The sequence below is a fragment of the Pseudorhodoferax sp. LjRoot39 genome, assembly GCF_964253035.1.
In the GTDB taxonomy this organism is placed as follows: domain Bacteria; phylum Pseudomonadota; class Gammaproteobacteria; order Burkholderiales; family Burkholderiaceae_C; genus Pseudorhodoferax.
The window spans coordinates 720,536-743,443 of the sequence record NZ_CAXUQL020000001.1 but is presented as its reverse complement, the minus strand read 5'-3'; the positions used below and the strand labels follow the sequence as shown (position 1 = coordinate 743,443).

The 22,908-nt window shown below is 70.5% G+C and carries 21 protein-coding genes; 14 read left to right on the top strand and 7 right to left on the bottom strand.

Annotation, left to right across the window (positions count from 1 at the left end; genetic code table 11):
* Positions 1-39 precede the first annotated feature (39 nt).
* The 4 genes from ACSQ4M_RS03515 (at position 40) to ACSQ4M_RS03500 (ending at position 4,470) form a co-directional block, all read left to right on the top strand.
* Positions 40-2,094: a transketolase family protein gene (locus ACSQ4M_RS03515; protein WP_436193961.1), complete on the top strand. Its 2,055-nt coding sequence runs from the start codon at positions 40-42 to the stop codon at positions 2,092-2,094.
* A 24-nt stretch (positions 2,095-2,118) separates the two neighbouring features.
* Entirely contained in the window at positions 2,119-3,117 is a 999-nt protein-coding gene (gap, locus tag ACSQ4M_RS03510; RefSeq protein WP_436188285.1) for a type I glyceraldehyde-3-phosphate dehydrogenase, read from the top strand.
* Positions 3,118-3,215: 98 nt separating this feature from the next.
* On the top strand, positions 3,216-3,497 hold the full coding sequence (locus ACSQ4M_RS03505) for a hypothetical protein (RefSeq protein WP_056658989.1): 282 nt from the start codon (positions 3,216-3,218) through the stop codon (positions 3,495-3,497).
* A gap of 58 nt (positions 3,498-3,555) precedes the next feature.
* On the top strand, positions 3,556-4,470 hold the full coding sequence (locus ACSQ4M_RS03500; RefSeq protein ID WP_436188284.1) for a protein NO VEIN domain-containing protein: 915 nt from the start codon (positions 3,556-3,558) through the stop codon (positions 4,468-4,470).
* A gap of 16 nt (positions 4,471-4,486) precedes the next feature.
* On the opposite strand, the gene ACSQ4M_RS03495 is transcribed toward ACSQ4M_RS03500, so the two are convergent.
* The gene (locus ACSQ4M_RS03495; RefSeq protein WP_436188283.1) at positions 4,487-5,956 is read right to left on the bottom strand and encodes an aminotransferase class V-fold PLP-dependent enzyme; all 1,470 of its coding nucleotides are present in this window, start codon (positions 5,954-5,956) and stop codon (positions 4,487-4,489) included.
* A gap of 22 nt (positions 5,957-5,978) precedes the next feature.
* Positions 5,979-6,452: a Rid family detoxifying hydrolase gene (locus ACSQ4M_RS03490; RefSeq protein WP_436188282.1), complete on the bottom strand. Its 474-nt coding sequence runs from the start codon at positions 6,450-6,452 to the stop codon at positions 5,979-5,981.
* 343 nt (positions 6,453-6,795) lie between these two features.
* Between ACSQ4M_RS03490 and ACSQ4M_RS03485 the strand changes: the two genes are divergently transcribed.
* Positions 6,796-8,223, top strand: a complete 1,428-nt coding sequence (locus ACSQ4M_RS03485; protein ID WP_436188281.1) for a cache domain-containing protein — start codon at positions 6,796-6,798, stop codon at positions 8,221-8,223.
* A complete protein-coding gene (locus tag ACSQ4M_RS03480) occupies positions 8,220-8,876 on the top strand; it encodes a response regulator (protein WP_056658981.1) in 657 nt (218 codons plus the stop codon). The genes ACSQ4M_RS03485 and ACSQ4M_RS03480 overlap by 4 nt, the downstream gene beginning before the upstream one ends.
* Positions 8,877-8,879: 3 nt before the next feature.
* On the opposite strand, the gene ACSQ4M_RS03475 is transcribed toward ACSQ4M_RS03480, so the two are convergent.
* Genes ACSQ4M_RS03475 through ACSQ4M_RS03465 form a run of 3 tightly spaced genes read right to left on the bottom strand, consistent with a single transcriptional unit; the run spans position 8,880 to position 11,087 of the window.
* Complete coding sequence (locus tag ACSQ4M_RS03475) at positions 8,880-10,100, bottom strand: MFS transporter (RefSeq protein ID WP_436188280.1); 1,221 nt, start codon at positions 10,098-10,100, stop codon at positions 8,880-8,882.
* 33 nt (positions 10,101-10,133) lie between these two features.
* Positions 10,134-10,619 (bottom strand): DUF1579 domain-containing protein, encoded by a 486-nt coding sequence (locus ACSQ4M_RS03470; protein WP_436188279.1) that lies wholly within the window; start codon positions 10,617-10,619, stop codon positions 10,134-10,136.
* 21 nt (positions 10,620-10,640) lie between these two features.
* A complete protein-coding gene (locus ACSQ4M_RS03465) occupies positions 10,641-11,087 on the bottom strand; it encodes a VOC family protein (RefSeq protein WP_436188278.1) in 447 nt (148 codons plus the stop codon).
* Positions 11,088-11,158: 71 nt separating this feature from the next.
* Between ACSQ4M_RS03465 and ACSQ4M_RS03460 the strand changes: the two genes are divergently transcribed.
* Positions 11,159-11,818 carry a TetR-like C-terminal domain-containing protein gene (locus tag ACSQ4M_RS03460; RefSeq protein WP_436188277.1) on the top strand — a complete coding sequence of 220 codons (660 nt, stop codon included), beginning with the start codon at positions 11,159-11,161 and terminating at the stop codon, positions 11,816-11,818.
* Between the two features lie 37 nt (positions 11,819-11,855).
* Positions 11,856-12,497 carry a phosphatase PAP2 family protein gene (locus tag ACSQ4M_RS03455; RefSeq protein WP_436188276.1) on the top strand — a complete coding sequence of 214 codons (642 nt, stop codon included), beginning with the start codon at positions 11,856-11,858 and terminating at the stop codon, positions 12,495-12,497.
* Here ACSQ4M_RS03455 and ACSQ4M_RS03450 read toward each other — a convergent pair whose 3' ends face one another.
* Positions 12,498-12,971 (bottom strand): FKBP-type peptidyl-prolyl cis-trans isomerase, encoded by a 474-nt coding sequence (locus ACSQ4M_RS03450; RefSeq protein WP_436188275.1) that lies wholly within the window; start codon positions 12,969-12,971, stop codon positions 12,498-12,500.
* Positions 12,972-13,096: 125 nt separating this feature from the next.
* Between ACSQ4M_RS03450 and ACSQ4M_RS03445 the strand changes: the two genes are divergently transcribed.
* The 4 genes from ACSQ4M_RS03445 (at position 13,097) to ACSQ4M_RS03430 (ending at position 18,776) form a co-directional block, all read left to right on the top strand.
* Positions 13,097-14,896, top strand: coding sequence for a S8 family peptidase (locus ACSQ4M_RS03445; RefSeq protein ID WP_436188274.1), 1,800 nt, complete (start codon positions 13,097-13,099; stop codon positions 14,894-14,896).
* A 91-nt stretch (positions 14,897-14,987) separates the two neighbouring features.
* A complete protein-coding gene (locus ACSQ4M_RS03440; protein ID WP_436188273.1) occupies positions 14,988-15,800 on the top strand; it encodes a gamma-glutamyl-gamma-aminobutyrate hydrolase family protein in 813 nt (270 codons plus the stop codon).
* Positions 15,801-15,835: 35 nt separating this feature from the next.
* Positions 15,836-16,708, top strand: coding sequence for an FAS1-like dehydratase domain-containing protein (locus tag ACSQ4M_RS03435; RefSeq protein WP_436188272.1), 873 nt, complete (start codon positions 15,836-15,838; stop codon positions 16,706-16,708).
* An 82-nt stretch (positions 16,709-16,790) separates the two neighbouring features.
* Positions 16,791-18,776, top strand: a complete 1,986-nt coding sequence (locus ACSQ4M_RS03430; RefSeq protein WP_436188271.1) for a methyl-accepting chemotaxis protein — start codon at positions 16,791-16,793, stop codon at positions 18,774-18,776.
* 7 nt (positions 18,777-18,783) lie between these two features.
* Here ACSQ4M_RS03430 and ACSQ4M_RS03425 read toward each other — a convergent pair whose 3' ends face one another.
* Positions 18,784-19,689, bottom strand: coding sequence for a LysR family transcriptional regulator (locus ACSQ4M_RS03425; protein WP_436188270.1), 906 nt, complete (start codon positions 19,687-19,689; stop codon positions 18,784-18,786).
* 118 nt (positions 19,690-19,807) lie between these two features.
* Here ACSQ4M_RS03425 and ACSQ4M_RS03420 point away from each other — a divergent pair, with 118 nt between their 5' ends.
* Positions 19,808-20,794 carry a tripartite tricarboxylate transporter substrate binding protein gene (locus ACSQ4M_RS03420; protein WP_436188269.1) on the top strand — a complete coding sequence of 329 codons (987 nt, stop codon included), beginning with the start codon at positions 19,808-19,810 and terminating at the stop codon, positions 20,792-20,794.
* Positions 20,795-20,796: 2 nt separating this feature from the next.
* Positions 20,797-22,908 (top strand): acetate--CoA ligase family protein, encoded by a 2,112-nt coding sequence (locus ACSQ4M_RS03415; protein WP_436188268.1) that lies wholly within the window; start codon positions 20,797-20,799, stop codon positions 22,906-22,908.

Below are 22,908 nucleotides of genomic sequence, written 5' to 3'. Positions count from 1 at the left end.
CCCGCCAGCCGCCTGGCCAACGCCATCCGCGCGCTGGCCATGGACGCCGTGCAGCAGGCCAACTCCGGCCACCCTGGTGCCCCCATGGGCATGGCCGACATGGCCGTCGCACTGTGGGGCCGCCACTTGAAGCACAACCCGCGCAACCCCGGCTGGTTCGACCGCGACCGCTTCGTGCTGTCCAATGGCCACGGCTCCATGCTGCTGTACGCGCTGCTGCACCTGACGGGCTACGACCTGCCCATCGGCGAGCTCAAGAACTTCCGCCAGCTGCACAGCAAGACGGCCGGCCACCCCGAGCACGGCATCACGCCCGGTGTGGAAACCACCACCGGCCCGCTGGGCCAGGGCGTCACCAACGCGGTGGGCATGGCGCTGGCCGAGAAGCTGCTGGCGGCCGAGTTCAACCGCCCGAACTTCCCCGTCGTCGACCACCGCACCTACGTGTTCCTGGGCGACGGCTGCCTCATGGAAGGCATCAGCCACGAGGCCGTGGCCCTGGCCGGCGCCTGGAAGCTGGACAAGCTGATCGCGCTGTACGACGACAACGGCATCTCCATCGACGGCAAGGTCGCGCCCTGGTTCATCGACAACACGGCCCTGCGCTTCGTCGCCAGCGGCTGGCAGGTGCTGGGCCCGGTCGACGGCCAGGATGCCGAAGCCGTGTCCAAGGCCATCGAGGAGGCCAAGGCCTCGCAGGGCAAGCCCACGCTGATCATCTGCAAGACCGCCATCGGCCAGGGCTCGCCCAACCGCGCCGGCACGGCCAAGGCCCACGGCGAGCCGCTGGGCGCCGAGGAAATCAAGCTGACGCGCGAAGCGCTGGGCTGGGATGCGGCGCCGTTCGAGATCCCCGAAGACGTGTACGCCGCCTGGGATGCCAAGGCCAAGGGCCTGGCCGCCGAGGCCGACTGGGACGTGCTGTTCGCCGGCTACAAGGCCGCCCACCCCGCTCTGGCTGCCGAACTGACGCGCCGCATGCAGAGCGAGCTGCCTGCCAGCTTCGCCGAGACCGCCGCGCGCATCGCGTCCGAAGCGCACGACCAGGCGGCCACCGTGGCCAGCCGCAAGGCCAGCCAGCTGGCGCTGGAAGGCTTCACGGCGGCCCTGCCCGAACTGCTGGGCGGCTCGGCCGACCTGACCGGCTCCAACCTGACCAACACCAGCCACACGTCGGCGCTGCGCTTCGACGCCGAGACCGGCGCCGTGGTGCTGGGCGCCGCGCCCGACCGCAAGGCCGGTGCCGAGGACGAGAAGGCCGCCCCGGTGGAAGAACCGCCGCACGGCGTGATCGGCCGCCACATCAACTACGGTGTGCGCGAGTTCGGCATGGCCGCCATCATGAACGGCATCGCGCTGCACGGCGGCTACATCCCCTACGGCGGCACCTTCCTGACCTTCAGCGACTACAGCCGCAACGCCATCCGCATGGCCGCGCTGATGAAGCAGCGCATCGTGCACGTGTTCACGCACGACTCCATTGGCCTGGGCGAAGACGGCCCCACGCACCAGTCGATCGAGCATGCGGCCAGCCTGCGCCTGATCCCGGGCCTGGACGTCTGGCGCCCGGCCGACACGGCCGAGACGGCCATCGCCTGGGCTGTGGCCCTGGCCCAGAAGAACCGGCCGACCGCGCTGCTGCTGTCGCGCCAGAACCTGCCCTACGCGCCCAAGAGCGAAGACGCGCTGGACCACATCGCGAACGGCGCCTACGTGCTCAGCGAACCCGCGGACGTGGGCCTCAAGCAGAAGGCCCGTGCCGTGATCATCGCCACCGGCTCCGAAGTGCAGCTGGCGCTGGCCGCGCAGAAGCAGCTGGCCGCGGCCAAGATCGCCGTGCGCGTGGTCTCCATGCCCAGCACCACCACCTTCGACCGCCAGAGCCTGGCCTACAAGAAGGCCGTTCTGCCCGCCAACCTGCCGCGCATCGCGGTGGAGATGGGCGTGACCGACGGCTGGTGGAAGTACGGCTGCGCGGCCGTGGTCGGCATCGACACCTACGGCGAGTCCGCCCCCGCGCCCGTGCTGTTCAAGCACTTCGGTTTCACGCCCGAGAACGTCGTGGCGACCGTGCGCAAGGTTCTGTCCAAGTAAGTTTCAACCTCAGGAGAAAAAGCAATGGCGATCAAGATCGGTATCAACGGCTTCGGCCGCATCGGCCGCAACGTGCTGCGTTCGGCGGTGCAGAACTTCTCCGACATCGAAGTCGTGGGCATCAACGACCTGCTCGAGCCGGACTACCTGGCCTACATGCTGCAGTACGACTCGGTGCATGGCCGCTTCAAGGGCGAGGTCTCGGTCGACGGCAACACGCTGATCGTCAACGGCAAGAAGATCCGCCTGACGCAGGAGCGTGACCCGGCAGCGCTGAAGTGGAACGAAGTCGGTGCCGACATCGTGATCGAATCCACCGGCTTGTTCCTGACCAAGGAAACTGCACAGAAGCACATCGACGCCGGCGCCAAGAAGGTCATCCTGTCGGCCCCGTCCAAGGACGACACCCCGATGTTCGTCTTCGGCGTGAACGACAAGACCTACAAAGGCGAGGCCATCATCTCCAACGCCTCGTGCACGACCAACTGCCTGGCCCCGCTGGCCAAGGTGCTGAACGACAAGTGGGGCATCAAGCGTGGCCTGATGACCACCGTGCACGCCGCCACCGCGACGCAGAAGACCGTGGACGGCCCGTCCAACAAGGACTGGCGCGGTGGCCGCGGCATCCTGGAAAACATCATTCCCTCCAGCACGGGCGCTGCCAAGGCCGTGGGCGTGGTAATCCCCGAGCTGAACAAGAAGCTGACCGGCATGTCCTTCCGCGTGCCGACCTCCGACGTGTCGGTGGTCGACCTGACGGTGGAACTGGTCAAGGAAGCCAGCTACAAGGAGATCTGCGCCGAGTTCAAGGCCCAGTCCGAAGGCGCGCTCAAGGGCGTGCTGGGTTACACCGAAGACAAGGTCGTCGCCACCGACTTCCGCGGCGACGCCCGCACCTCGATCTTCGACGCCGAAGCCGGCATCGCGCTGGACGGCACCTTCGTCAAGCTGGTTTCCTGGTACGACAACGAGTGGGGCTACTCGAACAAGGTGCTCGAGATGGTCCGCGTCGTCGCCAAGTAAGCACGCTGCGCAAGAAGGCCGGGCGACTCGCCCGGCGCTTGCGGGTGCCCCTGGGCGCGCTACGATGGGCGCCCGCCTTGTCTCGCAAGAGTTCCAACATGTCCCAGCCTTCCAAAGATGCCCAGGCCGCCAAGCACCTGGAGCAGGCGATCGAAAAGGCCAAGGAGGTCGCCGCCGACATCCGTCAGGCGGCCGACGACCTGGCCGTGGCCAACACCGTGCTCGACACGCACCTGAGCGAGGAAGCGCGCACGCGCGAGGTCGACCAGGCGCTGGGCCACACCGGTGCCGTCGAGAAGACGCTGACCAAGTCGGCCGAGACGCTGGACGAGGTCAACACCGCGCTGGACAAGGCGGCCGCGCCGGTACCGCGCGGCTGAGCCGCATCCTTTCCATCCCACGAAAAAGGGCCGGTCGAGACCGGCCCTCCTGCTTTCCATGGACAAAGAAGTCGCACCCGCCGTTCTGGCGGTCATCAACGAGAAGCGTTTGTCGGGCGACAAGCGCACGCCGGTCGAGATCATCACCAAGATGGGCGTGTTCGACGCCCGCGACAAGGCCTCCGACATGGCCTGGCTGGCCAGCGGCGACAACATCATCGTGACCATCTGGGCCGAGCTGGTCAGCGTGGGCGAGGGCGGGCGCTGGTTCCTGCTCGAGTCGCTCGATCCGCTGCACCGCATCGGCGGCGGCGAACGCACCGAGCTGCGCATCCAGCGCACCAAGGACCGCATCCAGCTCATCAAGCGTGCGCTCGATGCCGACCAGGGCCTGCGCGCGGTGCTGCAGACCAACCGCGTGGCGATTGCCGACCTGGAGACCGACAAGGCCGCCCGCATGTCGGTGCGCGTGCCCGACGAGCAGGAATGGCATGTGGCCGTCTGGAGCCCCGAGCAGCGCCATGTGGTGCTGGTGCGCGGCCCGCGCGGCTGGGTGCCGAACGAGGCCGAGATCCAGGCCGCCCGTGCGCGCGCCGGCATCGTGGATGCCGCGCCCGATGCCGCGGCCATCGCCGTCGGTGGCGGCGACCTGCAGTCGGCCGCGCTGGACCACCTCACGCGCCACTTCGCAGGCTACGGCTACAAGACAGAAATGCTGGAAACGCCGAACCCGGGCTACGCCGCGGAAGTGCGCGACAAGAAGGGCAAGACCCTGCTCAAGCTTGTCGTGAAGGGCACGGCCACGGGCGCGACCGGCTATGCGCTGACGGCCGAGGAGCGCGCCTTCGCGCGGCGCGATCCGCAGTGGCGCCTGGCGGTGGTGTCCGACGTGGGCAGCCCCGCTGCCCAGCACAAGCTGTACAACGGGGCCGACATGGACAAGGCGCCGGGCCTGGCGCCCGAACTGGGCTGACCCGGCGGGCCTGGCTTCAGGCCATCTTGCCCGACAGGTCCCACATGGCATCGACCAGCGCGTCGATGTCGTTGGCGTCGTGCCACAGGTGCGTGGAGATGCGCATCGCGTAGTGGTTCGACGCCGCGCCGATCACCGGGAAGCTGGCGTTGCGGATCACCAGGCCCTGCGGGTACTCGGCCTGCAGGCGCGAGACGAACTGCGTGGCCTTGGCCGAGTTCATCGCGTCGTCCTTGTTGCGGAACACGTTGAACGAGGTCAGCGCACACACCAGCTTGGGGTCGTCCTTGGGCGAGTACAGCGCATCCACGCCCCAGCGCTCGACGATCTTCTCCTTGAGGTAGGCCGACAGCGTGAGGTCGTAGGTCTCGATCTTCTTGCGGCCGATCTCGTCCCACAGCTGGCATGCGCTGACCAGCGACTGGAACAGCGGCGTGTGCGTGCTGCCGCAGCTGGTCACGCTGGCGGCGATGTCGTAGGTGGCGGTGCCGTTGGTGGTGCGCTCCCGCGTGGAGTAGGTGCTGGTGTGCACCGGGTACCACTTGGGCAGCGGCGTCGGATTGGACGCGCGGATCTTGTTGCGGATGATCAGGATGCCGGTGGAACCCGGGCCGCACTGCCACTTGTGGCCGGCGCCCGACATGAAGTCCATGCCCAGCGCGCCGTAGTCGTAGTGCATCATGCCGGGCAGGTGGGCGCCGTCGACGATGCTGATCAGCCCGTGCGTCTTCACCACCTCCATGATCTCGGCGATCGGCAGCAGCGTGCCGGTCACGTAGGTCGGCGAGGACCACATCACGGCGCGCACGTTCTTGCCCGCGGCCTTGAGCGAACGGATGCGCTCGTCGAACAGGTTCTGGTAGGTCGCCGCGGTCTGGTTGTTGCCCACCGGCATGGCGATGCGCGAGATCTCCACGCCGTAGCGGTCCACCGCGATGCTCAAAGGCGTGTTGCCGCCGCCGTGCTCGTGGTTGGTCGTGACGATCACGTCGCCGGCCTGCCAGGGGATGCCCAGGATCGCGTGGCACATGCCCGAAGAGGTGTTGGCCGAGAAGGCCAGTTCGTCCACGTCCACGCCGAAGGCGGGCGCCACCAGCGCGCGCAGCGCGTTGTGGTCCGAGTAGCCGTTGCCCGACTCCCTGGCCTTCTTGCGGTTCTCGGTGTCGAACAGGTCCAGTGCTACCTTGGGCATGGAGCCGGCCGTGCCGATGTTCATGAAGGTGCGCGCCGGGTCGAGCGTGAACATGCCCTGCACGTTGGTCCAGAACGCTTCGTCTGCGACCAGCTGCGCGCGCAGGTCAGCGGCCGGCGTGGCCGAGTTGCCGCTGCCGCAGGCCATCAGCATCGGGCCCAGCGTGGCGGCGCTGGCGCCGTAGCCCAGCATGCGCAGGAAGTCGCGGCGCTTGGCCGGCCAGCGCGTGGTGTCGGTCGCGGCCAGTGCGTTCAGCTCGGCGGCGCGGGCGGTGAGGATCTGTTGGTCTTGCATGGTGTCTGTACTCCGGGATGGTTCAACGGCGACCGACGATGACGGCGATCTCGACCTTCACGTCACGCGGCAAACGTGCCACTTCGACGGTGGCGCGCACCGGCGCGTTGCCCGGCTTGAAGTACTCGCCGTAGACCTTGTTCATCGCGGCGAACTCGTTGAGGTCCTTCATGAACACCGAGGACGAGAGCACGTCGGTGTAGTCCAGGCCCTGCGACTTGAGCATGGTGCCGATGTAGCGCAGCACGGCATGCGTCTGCTCTTCGATGGTGCTGCCGACGACGGCGTTGCCGGCCTCGTTGAGCGGGATCACGCCCGAGAGGTACAGCGTGTTGCCGTGCGAGACCATCTGCGAGTACGGGCCGATCGCCGGCGGTACACCGGTGGTGGACAGCACCGTGCGTTTGGCGGGCATGGCGCAGGCCGTCATGAGCAATGCTGCAGCGCAGCCGGCCACCACCTTGGTGAAGCGGCCGACACGGATATGGTTGGGCATGGAGCCACCTTTCCTTCTTCTGGAATCAAGAACCACGCATGGCATTTCGGCCATGCGGAGCGACAAGAAGCCAGACCCTCCCGGGATGTTTGCTGCAGTGCAATGCGGTCTAACTTGCGATGAATTCTAGGAATGGCATCACGGTGTGTGACGGTTTCATTTCCCCTACGTGGTAGTACGCAGCGGGGCTGTTCGGAGGCCGATTTCGCCGCACTGCAGCAGTGTTTCAAAATGAAACGTCACTGGCTGGCATCGGGATTGCTCTGCACATTCAGGCCCGCCATGCACACCGCAACACATTCCAGAACATTGGTGCAGACAGACCCCGGAGTGGGGCGCTGACATGCAGCTCCGCCTCAAGTTGGTGCTGCTGTCGGGCGTGCCCATCGTGGTCGCGCTGCTGCTCATGGGGGCCACCATGCAGCAGCAGACCTACAAGCTCGTGCGCGAGGAACAGACCCTCGTGCAGCAGGCCTTCATGCACAGCAAGGAGGCCGAGCTCAAGCACTACGTCGAGCTCGCGCACAACACCTTGATGCGCATCGCCGAAGGGCCGGGCGAACTCGGCGCACGCAAGGAGCTGGCACTGGCCACGCTGACGCGCATGCAGTTCGGCGAGAACGGCTACTTCTTCGCCTACGACCAGCACGGCCAGCTGCTCATGGACCCCAAGCTGTTGGCCTTGCAGGGTGTGGACTTCTGCGACCCCAACGACCCGGCCAGTGCCGACTCGGCCCAGCGCATCCTGGCCACGGCGCGCCGGGGCGGCGGCGTGGTGCGCTACAGCTGGAGCAAGCCGAGCTCGCAGGCGGTCGTGCCCAAGCTGGCCTATGTGATGACCGTGCCGGGATGGAACTGGGTCATCGGCACCGGCATCTACCTGGACGACGTGCAGGGCGCGCTGCAGGCCATCGAGACCGGCGCGCGCACCAACATCGAGGCCACGCGCCAGCGCCTGTACGCCATCGCCGCGGTCTGCGTGGTGCTGATCGGACTGGGCGGCCTGGCGCTCAACCTCAAGGACCACCGCGTCTCCAGCGACAAGCTGCGCCGGCTGGCGCGGCGCGTGGTGCGTTCGCAGGAAGACGAGCGCGTGCGCGTGGCCCGCGAGCTGCACGACGGCGTGGTGCAGGTGCTGGCCTCGTCCAAGTTCCTGCTCGAGACGGCGCAACTGCAGCTGGCCGATCCTGGCGCCGCCACGCCAGCGGCACCGCGCCAGGCGCTGGACCAGGGGCTGGCGCGGCTGGGCACGGCGCTGGTGGAGATCCGGCGCGTGTCGCACGGGCTGCGCCCGGCCTTGCTGGACGACCTCGGTCTGGAGCCGGCCCTCGCCTTGCTGGCACAACAGGTGCAGGAAAGCGGGGCCTTCCCCGTCGGCCTGGTGCGCCAGGGTGTGCCGGGCCAGCTGCCGGCCGAGCACGGCACCGTGCTGTTCCGCATCGCGCAGGAGGCGCTGCAGAACTGCCGCAACCACGCCCAGGCCACGCGGGTGGAACTCGTGCTGCATGGCACGCGCCATGGTGTGGGCCTGCAGGTCATCGACGACGGGCAGGGCTTCGACATGCGCGGCGTGTCCGGGGACGGCACGCGCGGCATCGGCCTGCGCAACATGCGCGAGCGTGCCGAGAGCCTGGGCGGCACGCTGTCCATCGACTCCGGCCGCCATGGCACGCGTCTCGCCGCCTGGCTGCCCTTGCCACAGGCCGCCGCGCCGGCACCCGTGTCCACGCGCGCACCGCATCCCATCGCCATTGCCCGTTCCGCTCCATGACCCCTGACCCCGCCCCCATCCGCGTGCTGCTCGTCGACGACCATCCGCTGCTGCGCGACGGCGTGCGCATGCGCCTGCACGCCACGCCCCACATCCGCGTGGTGGGCGAAGCCGGCTGCGTGCGCGAGGCCGAGGCGCTGGCCGCCGCGCTGCAGCCCGACCTGGTGGTCACCGACATCCGCATGCCGGATGCCAGCGGCATCCAGCTGGCGACCCAGTTCCGCGACCGCTTTCCGGGCCTGCGCCTGCTCGTGCTGTCCATGCACCAGGACGCCGAGTACGTGCGCCGCGCCGTGGCGCTGGACGTGCGCGGCTACGTGCTCAAGGACGGGCCGGGCCACCACCTGGTCGAGGCCATCGACGCCGTGCACGCGGGCGAGCGCTACTTCAGCCCCGGCCTGCCGCTGCCGACCGAGCCGGCGCCGCCGCCTGTCACGCGCGCCTGGGGCCACCTCACACCCAAGGAATCGGCCGTGCTCTCGCTGCTGGCCGATGGCTGCTCGAACCGCGAGATCGCCGACGCGCTGGGCGCCTCGGTGCGCACGGTGGAGACGCACCGGCTGCACCTGCGCCGCAAGCTGCGCATCGACGGCCAGGCGGCCCTGGTCAAGTACGCGGTGTCGTATGCCGATCTGCAGGTCGGCCACGCCTGAGTTTCAGGCGCCAGGCGGCTGCGGCAGCCTGCGGTAGGCCAGCGCGCCCAGCAGCAGCGCCGCCGCGATCGCCAGCAGCGGTGCCGTGAAGGTCTCCACGCCCCGACCGGTGGCCTGCGCGGCCACCCAGCCCGTGCCCCACTGCATGAGCGCCACGCCCATGAACATGGCCATGGTGAACACTGACAGCGCGCGGCCGATCATGGCCGGCGGATAGGCGGCGCGCACGTCGGCGTACTGCAGCACCATGTAGCCCGACAGGCAGGCCACGGCCACGGCCAACAGAACGTCGGCCACCAGGCCACGCAGCAGCGCCAGTGCCACGAACAGCGCCGCCATCCCCAGCGTGCAGCGGACGATGCGTCGGCGCCGCGCCGCGATGCCGCCGGGGTCGAAGCGGCCGAACAGCGGCGGGCTGACCAGCGAAACCACCGACACCAGCAGCGCCACATGGCCGCTGACGAGCAGCGACAGGCCGTGCCGCTCGACCAGCATGGGCCCCAGCCACAGACCGCGCAGTGTCAGGAACGAGGCATAGTTGACGGCCGACATGCAGACGATGCCCCAGGTGTGCGGCATCAGGAACAGCGCGCCAAAGCCGCGCAGCGCCTGGCCCAGCGGTTCGCGCGCGGCGGCCGCAGCGGGCGCCTGGTGCGGCACCTTCCACCAGACCAGCCCCCAGGCCACGACCGAACCGGCCGCCAGCAGCCACATGCCCCAGCGCCAGCCATGCGCCTCGATCAGCCAGGCCAGCGGCGTGCCCGTGAACAGCATGCCGGTGCCGCCCAGCATCAGCACCAGGCCCGACAGCATGGCGAAGCGCTCGGCCGGGAAGTTCTGCGCGATGAACAACGTGCAGGCCAGGAAGGCCGGCGCGCAGCCCACGCCGATCAGCACCTGGCCGACGATCAACTGGCCCTGGCCGCCGGCCGTGGCCGACACGGCCGCGCCGACCACGGCCAGCGGAAAGGCGGCCAGCACCGTGCGCCGCAGGCCGTGCAGGTCCATGCCGATGCCGATGAACAGCTGCAGCGCGCCGAACGCGAAGTGGAAGCTCGCCGCGAACAGGCCGAGCTGCTGCGGCGACATGGCGAACTCGGCCTGCAGCGGCGGTGCCAGGATGGCAGCCAGCGTGCGGAAGGCCTGGCTCATGGCGAAGGCCGCCGTCAGCGCCAGCAGCATGGGCCAGGCGGTGCGCGGGGAAAGCAGGGGACTCGTGGACATGGCGGGCGCGAGCCTACCCGAGCCCGCGCGCGGCTACTGTCGCTTGTAGGTCGCCGTCATGAAGCGCTTCCACTGGCCGTCCTCGCCCAGCGTCTGCGAATGCAGCGTGCGCGTGTTCGCGTCGACCAGCGTGATCACGTCCTGGTAGCGCACCGTCCTGCCGTCACCGGCGAAGCTCGGGCCCTCGGTGTCCAGCGTGAGCACCTGGCCGGCGGCGTCGAGCTGGCCCTGGTAGACCCACATCAGCGTCATCATCGAGCCGACCCAGGTGCCGACGAAGGCCTGGCGGTCCGGGTCGTAGCCCAGCGTCATGCGCATGTGGCCGATGCCTGCGCCGACAGGCATCTCGGCCTGGCCTTCCAGCACCACCCACAGCTCGCCGAGCATGCGCACGCTCTCGGTGCCCGTGCTGTGGCTGGTCGGTTCGCCGGGGCCCATGTCGGCCTCGCCTTCCATGGTCCATTCACCGACCAGCTGCTGCAGCCAGCGGTGTTGCGCGAGGGGTGGGGTCGGTTCCATGGCGGTCCGCTCCTGTCTTGTTCAGCGCAATGGCCTGTCGGGGTCCTGCGCCACCACCAGCCACTGCACACCGAAGCGGTCGGCCACCATGCCGAACGCCGGGCTGAAGAAGGTCTTCGCGAGCGGCATCTGCACCTGGCCGCCATCGGCCAGCGCGTCGAAGCGCTGCTGGGCCTCGGCCGCGTCGGCCACCGCCAGCGACAACGAGATGCCGGCGAAGTTCGGCTTGCCGCTGGCCATACCGTCGGTGGCCATCAACGTGGAATCGCCGATGCGCAGCTCCGAATGCATGACCTTCTCGCCGTCCGGCGGCGGGCCGCCGGCGCAGCCCTCGGGCGCAGGCTGGTCCATGGGCGGCGCGTCCTTGAAGCGCATCACCATGCCGATGCTGGCGCCGAGCTTGTCACGGTAGAAGTCGAGTGCCTCCTGGCAGCGGCCCTCGAAGGAAAGATAGGCAAGAACTTGCATGGACGGTCTCCTGTGAGCAAATGTGAACAGCGTACACAAGAATTCTGGCAGCAATAATGGACGCTGTCCACATGGCAGAAAACACACCTCCATCGCGCGCCCGCTCCCTGCCTGCGCGCGGCAGCTACCGGCACGGTGACCTGCGCCGCGCCCTGCTCGAAGCCGGGTTGGCGCTGGCCGCCGAAGGCGGGCCCGATGCCGTGGTGCTGCGCGAGGCCACGCGCAGGGCCGGCGTGGCGCCCAATGCCGCGTACCGCCATTTCGCCAACCGCGAAGACCTGCTCGACGCCGTGCGCGCCGCCGCCGTGGCCGCGGTGGCCGAGGCGATGGAGCAGCGCATGGCGCAGCTGCCGGCGCAGGGCGATGCCGTGGCGCAGGCCCGTGCGCGCGTGCGGGCCGTGGGCGCGGGCTACCTGGGCTTCGCGCAGGCGCACCAGGGGCTGTTCCGCACCGCGTTCGGCGGCCGCTTCGCGCTGGCCGCCACGCCCGATCCGGCCAAGGCCGGCCGTTCGGGCCTGGACCCGTTCCGCCACCTCGGCGCCGCGCTGGACGCGCTGGTGGCGGCGGGCGCGCTGCCGCCCGCACGCCGGCCCGGCGCCGAATTCCTGGCCTGGTCCACCGTGCACGGGCTTGCGCTGCTGCTGCTGGACGGCCCGTTGCGCGGCCTGCCGTCCGCGCAGGCCGAAGCGCTCGGCGAACGCCTGCTCGACATGGTGGAACGCGGCCTGTAGCCCTGCGCCGGTGCGGGCTTCATTGCGGCACCGCACAATGGACGCCGTGCCCTACCACTTCTGGACCACCGTCACCCACCTCGGCAACTCGGCGCTGCTGCTGCCCGCCGCTCTGGTGCTGGCGCTGTGGCTGGTCAAGACACGGCAGGCGCCGCTGGCGCTGGCCTGGGGGCTGTCGTTCGGCACGGCCGTGCTGCTGGTGCTGGCCACCAAGCTGGCCTTCATGGGCTGGGGCGTCGGCAGCGCCGCGCTGGATTTCACGGGCATCAGCGGCCATGCGACGGTCTCGACCGCGGTGTTCACGATGGGCGTCTGGCTGGCGGTGGCCGACCGGTCACGGCGCCTGCAGGTCCTGGGCATCGCCTGCGGCCTCCTGGTGGGCCTGCTCGTCAGCGTCTCGCGCGTGGTGCTGAAGGCGCACTCGGTGTCGGAGGTCGTGGCCGGTTTTGCGCTGGGCGCCATGGCGGCGGCGCTGCCGATCGCCTGGGCGGCGGGCCGCACGCTACGCCTGCGCCAGCGCTGGGTGCCGATGGCGCTGGCCGGCATGCTGGGCCTGATGCCGCAGATCAGCCAGCCCGCCGAGACCCATGGGCTGGTGCAGAAGATGGCGCTGATGGCGTCCAGCCGCGACGCGGTCTACACGCGCCAGATGCTGCACCGGGAGCAGCGCCGGCGCTGATCAGTGGTGGTGGCCGTGGCCGCCGTGCACGTGGCCGTGCTGGATTTCCTCGGCGGTCGCCGCGCGCACGCCGCCCACCTGCAGCGTGAACTTGAGCGCCTTGTCGGCCCAGGGGTGGTTGGCGTCCAGCAGCACCTGGTCGCCCTTGATCTTCACGACCGTGAAGACCTGCTCGCGGCCGTCCTCGGTCATGCCGCGCAGCTGGCCGCCGACCTTCACGCCGGGCGGGAAGTCCTTCTTGGAGATGCTGCGCGCAAGCGCCTCCTCGCGGCGGCCGAAGGCGTCTTCGGGCTGCAGTTCCAGCGTCACGCGAAAGCCGGCTTCCTGGCCTTCCAGCGCTTCCTCGATCCTGGGCAGCGTGTTGCCGTAGCCGCCGTGCAGGTAGTCGGTGGTTTCGCGGCTGGCCAGCGGCTTGCCATTGGCTTCGGTCACGCTGTAGTGCAGGGTGACGGCGGTGTCTTTGCTGATCTTCATGGCGGTGCGGTGTCGAATGGCGCGGTCGCGCGAGGGCGCAGATTGTCGTGCAAGCCGGTCCGGCGTCATGCGGCGTCATCGATTTCCCACGCGAAGTGCCGCGAAGCCGTGCTACAACGCCGCGCATGCTGAAATTCATTGCTGCTGCATTGCTCGCGGTCCCGCTGCTGGCCTCGGCCCAGGCCAGCCAGGAGCCGGTCCGCAACCTCATCGTGCGGCTCAAGCCGCAGGCCGAGTCCACGGCGTCGGCGCGCGAGGCGCCGCAGGCGGCGCGCGAGCGCCTGCGCGCCGTGGCCACCAGCGCGGGCGTGGGCTTCGAGGACGAGCGCCCCGTCGGCCGCCAGCACCGGCTGCTGCGCATGCCGGCCGCGCAGTCGGGCGCCGAACTCGAGGCCACCGTGCGCCGGCTGCGCCTGAACGCCGACGTGCTGGACGTCGAACCCGATGTGCGCGTGCGCCGTCTGGCCGTGCCGAGCGACCCCGACTACGCCCAGCAGTGGCATCTGCAGCCGCCCACGACCTACGCCGCGGCGATGAACATGCCGGCCGCCTGGGATGTCACGACCGGCAGTGCCTCGGTGGTGGTGGCCGTGCTGGACGTGGGCGTGCGCCTGAACCATCCCGACCTGACCGGCCGCCTGGTGGCCGGCTACGACTTCGTGAGCGAGGTCGAGTATTCCAACGACGGCAATGGCCGCGACGCCGATCCGAGCGACCCGGGCGACTGGGTCGACGCGGCCGACAAGCGCTCGCCGCTGTTCTCGACCTGCGGCGAGGAGCGCAGCTCCTGGCACGGCACCTTCATCGCCGGCCAGATCGCCGCTGCCACCAACAACGGCCTGGGCGTGGCCGGCATCGCCTGGCAGGGCAGGATCCTGCCGGTGCGCATCGCTGGCAAGTGCGGCGCGCTGCTCTCGGACCTGCTGGACGGCATGCGCTGGGCCGCCGGCCTGGCGGTCGACGGCGCGCCGACCAACACCACGCCGGCCCGCATCCTGAACCTGAGCTTCGGCGGCGACGCCGCCTGCAGCCCCAGCTACCAGGACGTGATCGACGAGATCACCGAGGCCGGCGCGCTGCTGGTGGTGGCGGCCGGCAACGAGGCAGGCGCCGTGGGCCGGCCTGCCGATTGCAACGGCGTGCTGGCCGTCGGTGCGGTGCAGGAGGATGGGCGCAAGACGGCCTATTCCAACTACGGTGCGCGCGTCGGCATCGTGGCGCCAGGCGGCACCAACACGCGCGCCATCTATTCGCTCGACAACAGCGGTGCGACCACGCCGGGCGTGGACACCTATGGCCTGAAGCTGGGCACCAGCTTCTCGTCGCCGCAGGCGGCCGGCGTGGCCGCGTTGATGCTGGCCGTGAACCCGGCGCTGACACCGGCGCAGCTCGTCGTGCGCATGCAGGATGCGGCGCGGCCGCACGTGGCCGTGGCCGGCGCACTGCGCTGCAGCACCAGCGGCACCGTGCCGTGCAACTGCGACACCAGCACCTGCGGGGCCGGCCTGCTGGACGGCGCGCGCGCCGTGCTGGCCGCGGGCTCATCGCTGGTGCCCCAGGCCGTGGCTGCGCCCGTGGCCACGGCGCCGGCGGGCAGCACCGTGGCCCTCAACGGCAACGCGAGCACGGCCAGCACGGGCGCCAGCATCGTCGCCTACCGTTGGGCCCAGGTCTCCGGTCCGGCCAATGCCACCATCGCCAACGCCGCGTCGGCCAACACCAGCGCGACCCTGCCCGTGGCGGGCGCCTATGTGTTCAGCCTGACCGTGACCGACAACGCCGGTCGGCGCGACGTGGCCAACCTGGCCGTCACGGCCAGCGCCAGCTCCAGCAGCGGTGGTGGCGGGGGCGGTGGCGCCAGCAGCTGGTGGTGGGGCGTCGCGCTCTGGGCCCTGGCGCTGCTGGCCTGGCGTCGGCGCGCCTGAGCGAACCCGTGCCCCGCGCCAGGGCTTGCGCGCGCGGGTGACCGGCGGCGCCTGCGTTGTGCAGAATGGGTTTCTTTTGCGCAGCGCCGCCATGAGCACCGTCCACAGCCGCCTGAAGATCGGCCTGTCAGCCTGCTTCTCCCACGCCGACCACGCGCGCTCGCTGTTCACGGGCAAGACGCTGCAGTACGTCGAGCAGTCCATCGCGCACTGGCTGATGTCCACCGGCGCCATGGTCGTCATGGTGCCCTGCCCCACGGGCAGCACCCAGCGCGGCGACGTGACCTACGAGCACTACGCCCAGTGGCTGGACGGCCTGGTCATGCACGGTGGCGCCGATGTCTGGCCCGGCAGCTACGGCGAGGAGCCGCTGCACGAGAACTGGGCCGGCGACCGCATCCGCGACGAGTACGACAAGGCCCTGGTGGCCGCCTTCGAGGCCGTGGGCAAGCCGATCTTCGGCGTCTGCCGCGGCCTGCAGCTGCTCAACGTGGCCTTCGGCGGCACGCTGTACCAGGACATCAACACCCAGGTGCCCGATTCCTTCGTGCACCGCGACGCGGTGACCTACGACCTGAACTACCACAGCGTGAACATCCTGCAGGGTTCGCGGCTGTCGCGGCTGTACCCGGGCGTGGAGCGCGTGCGCGTCAACAGCATCCACCACCAGGCCATCAAGCGCCTGGCCGACACCTTCGAGGCTGAGGCCTTCAGCGTCAGCGACGGCATCATCGAGGCGATCCGGCGCAAAGACCCGGCCAGGAGTTATGTGGCGGCCGTGCAATGGCACCCCGAGTTCCACCAGAGCGGCTCGGACACCATCGACGACGCCGCCATGCTCAAGGATTTCCTGGACGCCGTGGCCGCGTGCCGCGCGGCGAACAGCCCCTTCGCCAAAAGCTGATGGCCGCCGGTGCGCAGATCGCGCACCATTGCGGCATGAGCACCACCACGCCCTCTTCTTCGACCGACCTGGACCACCTGCGCGGCTGGATCGGCCGCAGCGAATCGCGCCACGACCTTCTCGCACTGCAGCCTGTGGCCGCCATGTCCGCCACGCTGGACCGCGACGACCCGGCCCCCGCTGCCGGCGACGCGCTGCCGCCGCTGTGGCACTGGCTGTACTTCCTGCCGCTGGCGCCCGCGCGCGAGATCGGCGAGGACGGCCATCCGCGCCGCGGCGGCTTCCTGCCGCCCGTGCCGCTGCCACGTCGCATGTGGGCCGGTGGCCGCCTGCAGTTCCACCGTCCGCTGCGCCTGGGGACGGGCGTGGAGCGCCATTCGCGCATCCTGGACGTGAGCACCAAGAGCGGCCGCAGCGGCTCGCTGGTGTTCGTGACGGTCGAGCACAGCTATGGCGACGCCGACGGCGTGGCGCTGACCGAGCAGCACGACATCGTCTACCGCGACGCGCCGCAGCCCGGCGCACCGGCCCCGGTGCCGCAGGCTGCGCCGGCCGAGGCCCAGTTCGAGCGCGTCATCGTGCCCGACCCGGTGCTGCTGTTCCGCTACTCGGCGCTGACCTTCAACGGCCACCGCATCCACTACGACCGCAGCTACGTGACCGAGGTCGAAGGCTATCCCGGCCTGATCGTGCACGGCCCCCTGATCGCCACGCTGCTGCTGGACCTGGTGCGGCGCGAGCGGCCCGGCCAGAGCGTGCGCAGCTTCGCGTTCAAGGCCGTGCGGCCGATCTTCGACATCCACCGTTTCAGCGTCTGCGGCCGCGATGAGGGCGGCGGCAAGCTCGCGCTGTGGGCGCGCGACCATGAAGGCGCGCTGGCCATGCAGGCGCAGGTGGCGATCGCCTGAGGATGTTCTGAAACTTGCGTGGTTCGGGACCGGGGCTGGTTAAATGGGCGCGTCGCCCCTGCCAGCCACCACCGGAGATTCGATGCCCGCATCCCCTGCTTCGTCCATGACCTTGCGCACCAAGCTGCTGCTGCTCGTCGGCGGTGTCGTGCTGCTGGGCTTTGCCATCACGGTCACGGTGCTCGCGCGCCAGGCCGGCGACCTGCAGCGCAGCACCGCGCTGCACTACGCCGAGGAACTGGCGGCGCGCAATGCCGCGCAGGTGGAGGCCGAACTCGACGCGGCGATGCTGGCCAGCCGCACGCTGGCCCAGGCCCTGGGCGGCCTGCAGGCCTCCGGCCGGGCCGACCGCGCGGCCGCCGATGCGCAGCTGCGGGCCGTGCTGGCCGGTAACCCGCGTTTTCTGGGCGTGTGGACCGCCTGGGAGCCGAACGCCTTCGACGGGCGCGACGCCGAGTTCGTCGGCAAGCCCGGCCACGATGCCACCGGCCGCTACATCCCCTACTGGAACCGCGGCAGCGGCCAGCCGGCCGTGGAGCCGCTGACCGATTACGACAAGCCCGGCCCCGGCGACTACTACCTGCTGGCGCGCAACGGCAAGGTCGAGACGCTGATCGAGCCCTACAAGTACACCGTGGCCGGCAAGGAGGTGCTGATCACCACCACCGTCGCGCCCATCATGGCGGGCGACCGCGTGCTGGGCGTGGCCGGTGTCGACATCGCGCTGTCCGACCTGCAGCAGAAGGTCGGTGCCATCAGCATCTACGGCGACGGCTATGCCAGCCTGTTGTCCAACGGCGGCCTGTACGTGGGCGACCGCGATGCCGACAACGTCGGCAAGCCCTCCGCCGCCGCGCATGCCGATGCACAGGCCGCCATCCGCGAAGGCAAGCCCTTCGCGGCCGCGAGCTTCCACGAGCGGCTGCAAGGCCAGGCCACACGCATCTACGTGCCCGTGCAGGTGGGCGCCGTGCGCACGCCCTGGTCGTTCGTGGCCACCGTGCCGGACGACCGCATCTTGGCCGAGGTGCGCCGGCTCAACTGGACGGCCCTGGTCCTGGGCGGCATCTCCGTGGTGCTGGTCTCGCTGGGCCTGGCCTGGGCACTGCAGCGCCTGGTGCTGCGCCCGCTGGGCGGCGAGCCGGCCGAGGCCGCCGCCATCAGCGCGCGCGTGGCCGCGGGCGACCTCAGCCAGACGGTACGGGTGCAGGGCAGCGACGCGGGCAGCCTGATGGCGCAGCTGGCGCGCATGCAGGGCGACCTGGCCGGCGTGGTGGCGCGCGTGCGCCACGGCGCCGAGGCCGTGGCCAATGCCAGCGCCGAAATCTCGCAGGGCAACCAGGACCTGTCCAGCCGCACCGAGAGCCAGGCCAGTGCGCTGCAGCAGACGGCCGCCTCGATGGAGCAGCTGGGTGCTGCAGTCACGCAGAACGCCACCCATGCGCGCGAGGCCGACCAGCTGGCCCGCAGCGCCAGCCAGGTCGCGCAGCAGGGCGGCGCGACGGTGGAGCGCGTGGTGGCCACCATGCGCGACATCGACGCCGGTTCGCGCAAGATCGCCGACATCATCGGCGTGATCGACGGCATCGCGTTCCAGACCAACATCCTCGCGCTGAACGCCGCCGTCGAGGCCGCGCGCGCGGGCGAGCAGGGCCGCGGCTTCGCGGTGGTGGCCGGCGAGGTGCGCAGCCTGGCCACGCGCTCGGCCCAGGCCGCGCGCGAGATCAAGGACCTGATCGGCGCCAGCGTGCAGCGCGTGGAGGCCGGCACCGCCCTCGTCGACGAGGCGGGCAAGACGATGCAGGAGGTGGTGGCCGCGGTGGCCCGCGTCTCGCGCCTGCTGGCCGATGTCAGCAGCGCCAGCGCCGAGCAGAGCGCCGGCGTGGCCCAGGTCGGCGAGGCCGTGGTGCAGATGGACCAGACCACGCAGCAGAACGCCGCGCTGGTCGAGCAGATGGCCGCTGCCGCCAGCAGCCTGCAGCAGCAGGCCGACGAACTCGTGCGCACGGTGTCGGTGTTCCGCCTGGCGCACGACGCGACGGCGCCCAGCCTGCCGCGCCTGAGCTGACCGCGGCTCAGGCCTCCACGTCGCCGGCCGCCAGCTGCGCCGCGCTGGCCGCGAAGTGCGCCGTGGCCGGGTTGCCGCTGTCGGGCCGATGCACCAGCGCGATGCCGATGCCGCTGTCGCGCGACAGCCCGCGCAGCGGCCGGTAGACCACGCTGGTGGCGTAGTAGTGCGCATTGGTCGAAGGCACCAGCGCCAGGCCCAGGCCGCTCAGCACCAGGCCCAGCACGGTGGAGACCTGCACCGCCTCCTGCACCAGCTGCACCGCCACCTCGGCCTGCTGCAGCAGCCGGCTGGAGGCCGCGTGCAGCCCGCCCACGGGCGAGGGCGTGTAGCCGATGAAGTCCTGCCCCGCCAGGTCGCGCAGCGTGAGCCGGGCCTTGGCCGCCAGCGCATGGCCGGGCGGCAGCGCCACGCAGAAGCGGTCGCGCTCCATGACCTCGAAGTGCAGGCCCGGCAGGTGGCTGGTCGGCACGCGCACGAAGGCCAGGTCCACCTGGCCGGCCTGCACCTGCGTCAGCGACTGTTGGTTGGTCAGCTCGTGCAGGTGCAGCCGCACCTGCGGATAACGTTGGTGGAAGGCGCGCACCATGCGCGGCAGCAGGCCGAAGGTGGTCGAGCCCGTGAAGCCGATGCGCAGCTCGCCGGTCTCGCCGCCGGCCACCGCACGCGCCGCCGCGCCCACCTCGGCCGCGGCCGCCAGGCACTTGCGCGCCGCCGCCAGTGCGCCCTCGCCAGCGCTCGTCAGCTGCACGCCGCGCGCGCTGCGCTCGAACAGCGCCACGCCCATGTCTTCCTCCAGCTTGCGCATCGCCACCGACAGCGGCGGCTGCGCCATGTGCAGGCGCTCGGCCGCACGCCGCAGGCTGCGGGTCTCGGCCACGGTCACGAACTGGCGCAGTTGCCGCAGCTCCATGGAGATACCTTTTCTATATCGCTGAGACCATCAAAAGTATTGGACGGAGTATAGGGTGCTGCCTAGGATTCGCAGCCTGTGGCCGGGCCTTCCGCGCCGCGACATCCAGGAGACAAGCATGGCCACCATGACCCGTCGCGCCGCCACGGCGCTCGTCTGCGCATCAGCGCTCGGCACCCTCGCCTTTGCCGGCAGCGCCGCCGCCCAGGCCTGGCCCACCCGAACCGTGAAGATCGTCGTGCCCTACGCCCCCGGCGGCACCAACGACATCGTGGCGCGCCTGCTCGCGCAGCGGCTGGGCGACCGGCTCGGCCAGCCCTTCATCGTCGAGAACAAGCCCGGCGCCTCGGGCAACCTGGGCGCCGAGCAGGTGGCGCGCGCGCCGGCCGATGGCTACACGCTGCTGCTGGTGACCATGGGCCACAGCATCGCGCCCTCGCTCTACAAGGGCATGCGCTACGACATCCGCAGCGACCTGGCGCCCGTCGCCGAGCTGACCGCCGGGCCCACGCTGGTGATGGTCAACCCCTCGCTGGGCGTCAACTCCATCGCCGAACTCGTCGCGCTGGCCAAGTCCAAGCCCGGCGCGCTGAACTTCAGCTCGGCCGGCAACGGCTCGTCCACGCACCTGGCGACCGAGTACCTGAGCGCGCAGACCGGCATCAAGATGACGCACATCCCGTTCGGCGGCAGCGCCCCGGCCATGGCCGACGTGATGGCCGGCAACACCCAGGTGGTGATGGACCTGATGTTCTCGGCCATGCCTCAGGTCAAGGGCGGCAAGCTCAAGGCCATCGCGCAGACCGGCCTCAAGCGCTCGCCCGCCATGCCCGACCTGCCCACGGTGGCCGAATCCGGCGTGCCCGGCTTCGACGTGGTGGTCTGGAACGGCCTGATGGCCCCGGCCGGCACGCCCAAGGACGTGATCGCCAAGCTGAACCAGGAGCTCAAGCGCGAACTCGACGCGCCAGAACTCAAGGAACGCCTGCTGGCGCAGGGCTTCGAGCCGGCCTGGTCCACGCCCGAGGCCTTCGGCCAGAAGATCGCCGCCGACATTGCGCGCTGGGCCAAGGTGGTCCAGGTGTCCGGCGCCAAGGTGGAGTGAGCATGGACCTGCATTCCGACCTGTCGCGCCTGCTGCGCCCTGCCAGCGTGGCCATCGTCGGCGCCTCCGACGACCCACTGCGCATCGGCGGCCGGCCCATCGCCTACATGCGGGGCCAGGGCTACCAGGGCCGCATCCTGCCGGTCAACCCGAGCCGGCCGACCATCCAGGGCCTGCCCGCGTTCGCCAGCGTCGCGGCGCTGCCCGAGGTGCCCGACGTTGCCATCGTGGCGGTGGCCGCCAAGCTCGTGCCGCAGACCATCGCCGCGCTGGGCGAACGCGGCACACGCGCGGCCATCGTGTTCTCGGCCGGCTTCGCCGAGGCCAGCGAAGAGGGGCAGGCGCTGCAGCAGCAGATGCTGGCGGCCGCACGCCAGCACGGCGTGCGCATCCTGGGCCCCAACACGCTGGGCGTGGTGAACCCGCGCAGCGGCTTCTACGGCAGCTTCACCTCGGTGGTGGAGATGGGCTTCCCCACGGCCGGCGGTGTCGGCATCGCGAGCCAGTCGGGCGCCTACGGCAGCCATATCCTGGGCGTGGCGCGGGCCTCGGGCATCGGCATCTCGTCCTGCGTGATGACCGGCAACGAGAGCGACCTGCACCTGGCCGACATGGTGCAGGCCTTCGTGGACGACGGCGACACCGAGGTCATCGCCGTGTACTCTGAAGGCATCCGCGACGGCAGCGCGCTGCTGGCCGCGCTGGAGAACGCGCGCCGGGCGCGCAAGCCCGTGGTCATGATGAAGGTGGGCACCAGCGCGGTGGGCAGCGCCGCGGCGCAATCGCACACTGCTTCGGTGGCCGGCAACGATGCCGTGACCGACGCCGTGCTGGCCGAACTCGGCGTGGTGCGCGCGCAGAGCACCGACCACCTGCTCGACGTGGCACGCACGGCCACGCGGCGCATCTTCCCGGTCGCGGGCACGTTGGGTGTGATCACCGTCAGTGGTGGCGCCGGCGTGATCGTGTCGGATGCGGCCGAGGTCCATGGCTTGGCCATGCCCGAGATGCCGGCCGCCGCGCAGCGCCGCCTCAAGGAACTGATTCCGTTCTGCGCACCGCGCAACCCGGTCGACTGCACGGCGCAGTTCATGAACGACCTGGGCATCGCCGGCCTGTTTGCCGAGGCCGTGGTGGCCGAGGGCGGCTACGGCGCCATCCTGGCATTCTTCACCTACACGGTGGGGGCGGGCTCCATTGCCGAGGGCCTGCGCGCGCAGCTCAAGGCGGTGCGTGCGCGGCATCCGGACCGGCTGTTCGTGCTGTGCATCCTGGCCACGCCCGAGACCGTGCGCCAGTACGAGGACGACGGCTTCGCGGTGTTCGAAGACCCGGCGCGGGCCGTGGCCGCCATCGCGGCGATGAGCAGCTTTGGCCAGGCCTTCGCGCGTGGCCCCGCGCTGCCGCCGCCCGTGGTGCCGCTGCTGGCCTTGCCGGATGCCACGCCCAACGAGGCCCAGGCCAAGGAATTGCTGGCCGCCGCCGGCATCGCCGTGGCGCCCGAGCGCGCCTGTGCCGATGCGGACAGCGCCGTCGCGGCCGCCGAGGCGCTGGGCTACCCGGTCGTGCTCAAGATCCTGTCGGCCGACATCCTGCACAAGTCCGAGATCGGCGGCGTGCTGCTGGATGTGGCCGACGCCACGGCCGTGCGCAGCGGCTTCGACCTGTTGCAGGCGCGCGCCAAGGCCGCTGCACCGCAAGCGCGCATCGAGGGCGTGCTGGTGGCCAGGCAGCTCTCGGGCGGCGTGGAGTGCATCCTGGGCATCCAGCGCGACCCGGTGTTCGGCCCGGTCGCGGTGTTCGGCCTGGGCGGCATCTTCATCGAGGTGCTGCACGACGTGGTGCTGCGCCGCTGCCCGTTCGGCGAAGACGTGGCCGAGCAGATGGTGCGCTCCATCCAGGGCGCGCCGCTGCTGCTGGGCGCGCGCGGCAAGCCGCCTGTGGATGTGCAGGCGCTGGCCGCCATGCTCGCGCGGCTGTCGCAGTTCGCGCACCAGGCCGGGCCGCGCCTGCAGTCCATCGACCTGAACCCCGTGTTCGCGCTGCCGCAGGGCCAGGGTGCCTACGCTGTGGACGCCGTCATTGAATTGCTGCCGCAGGGCAGGGAGGAATAA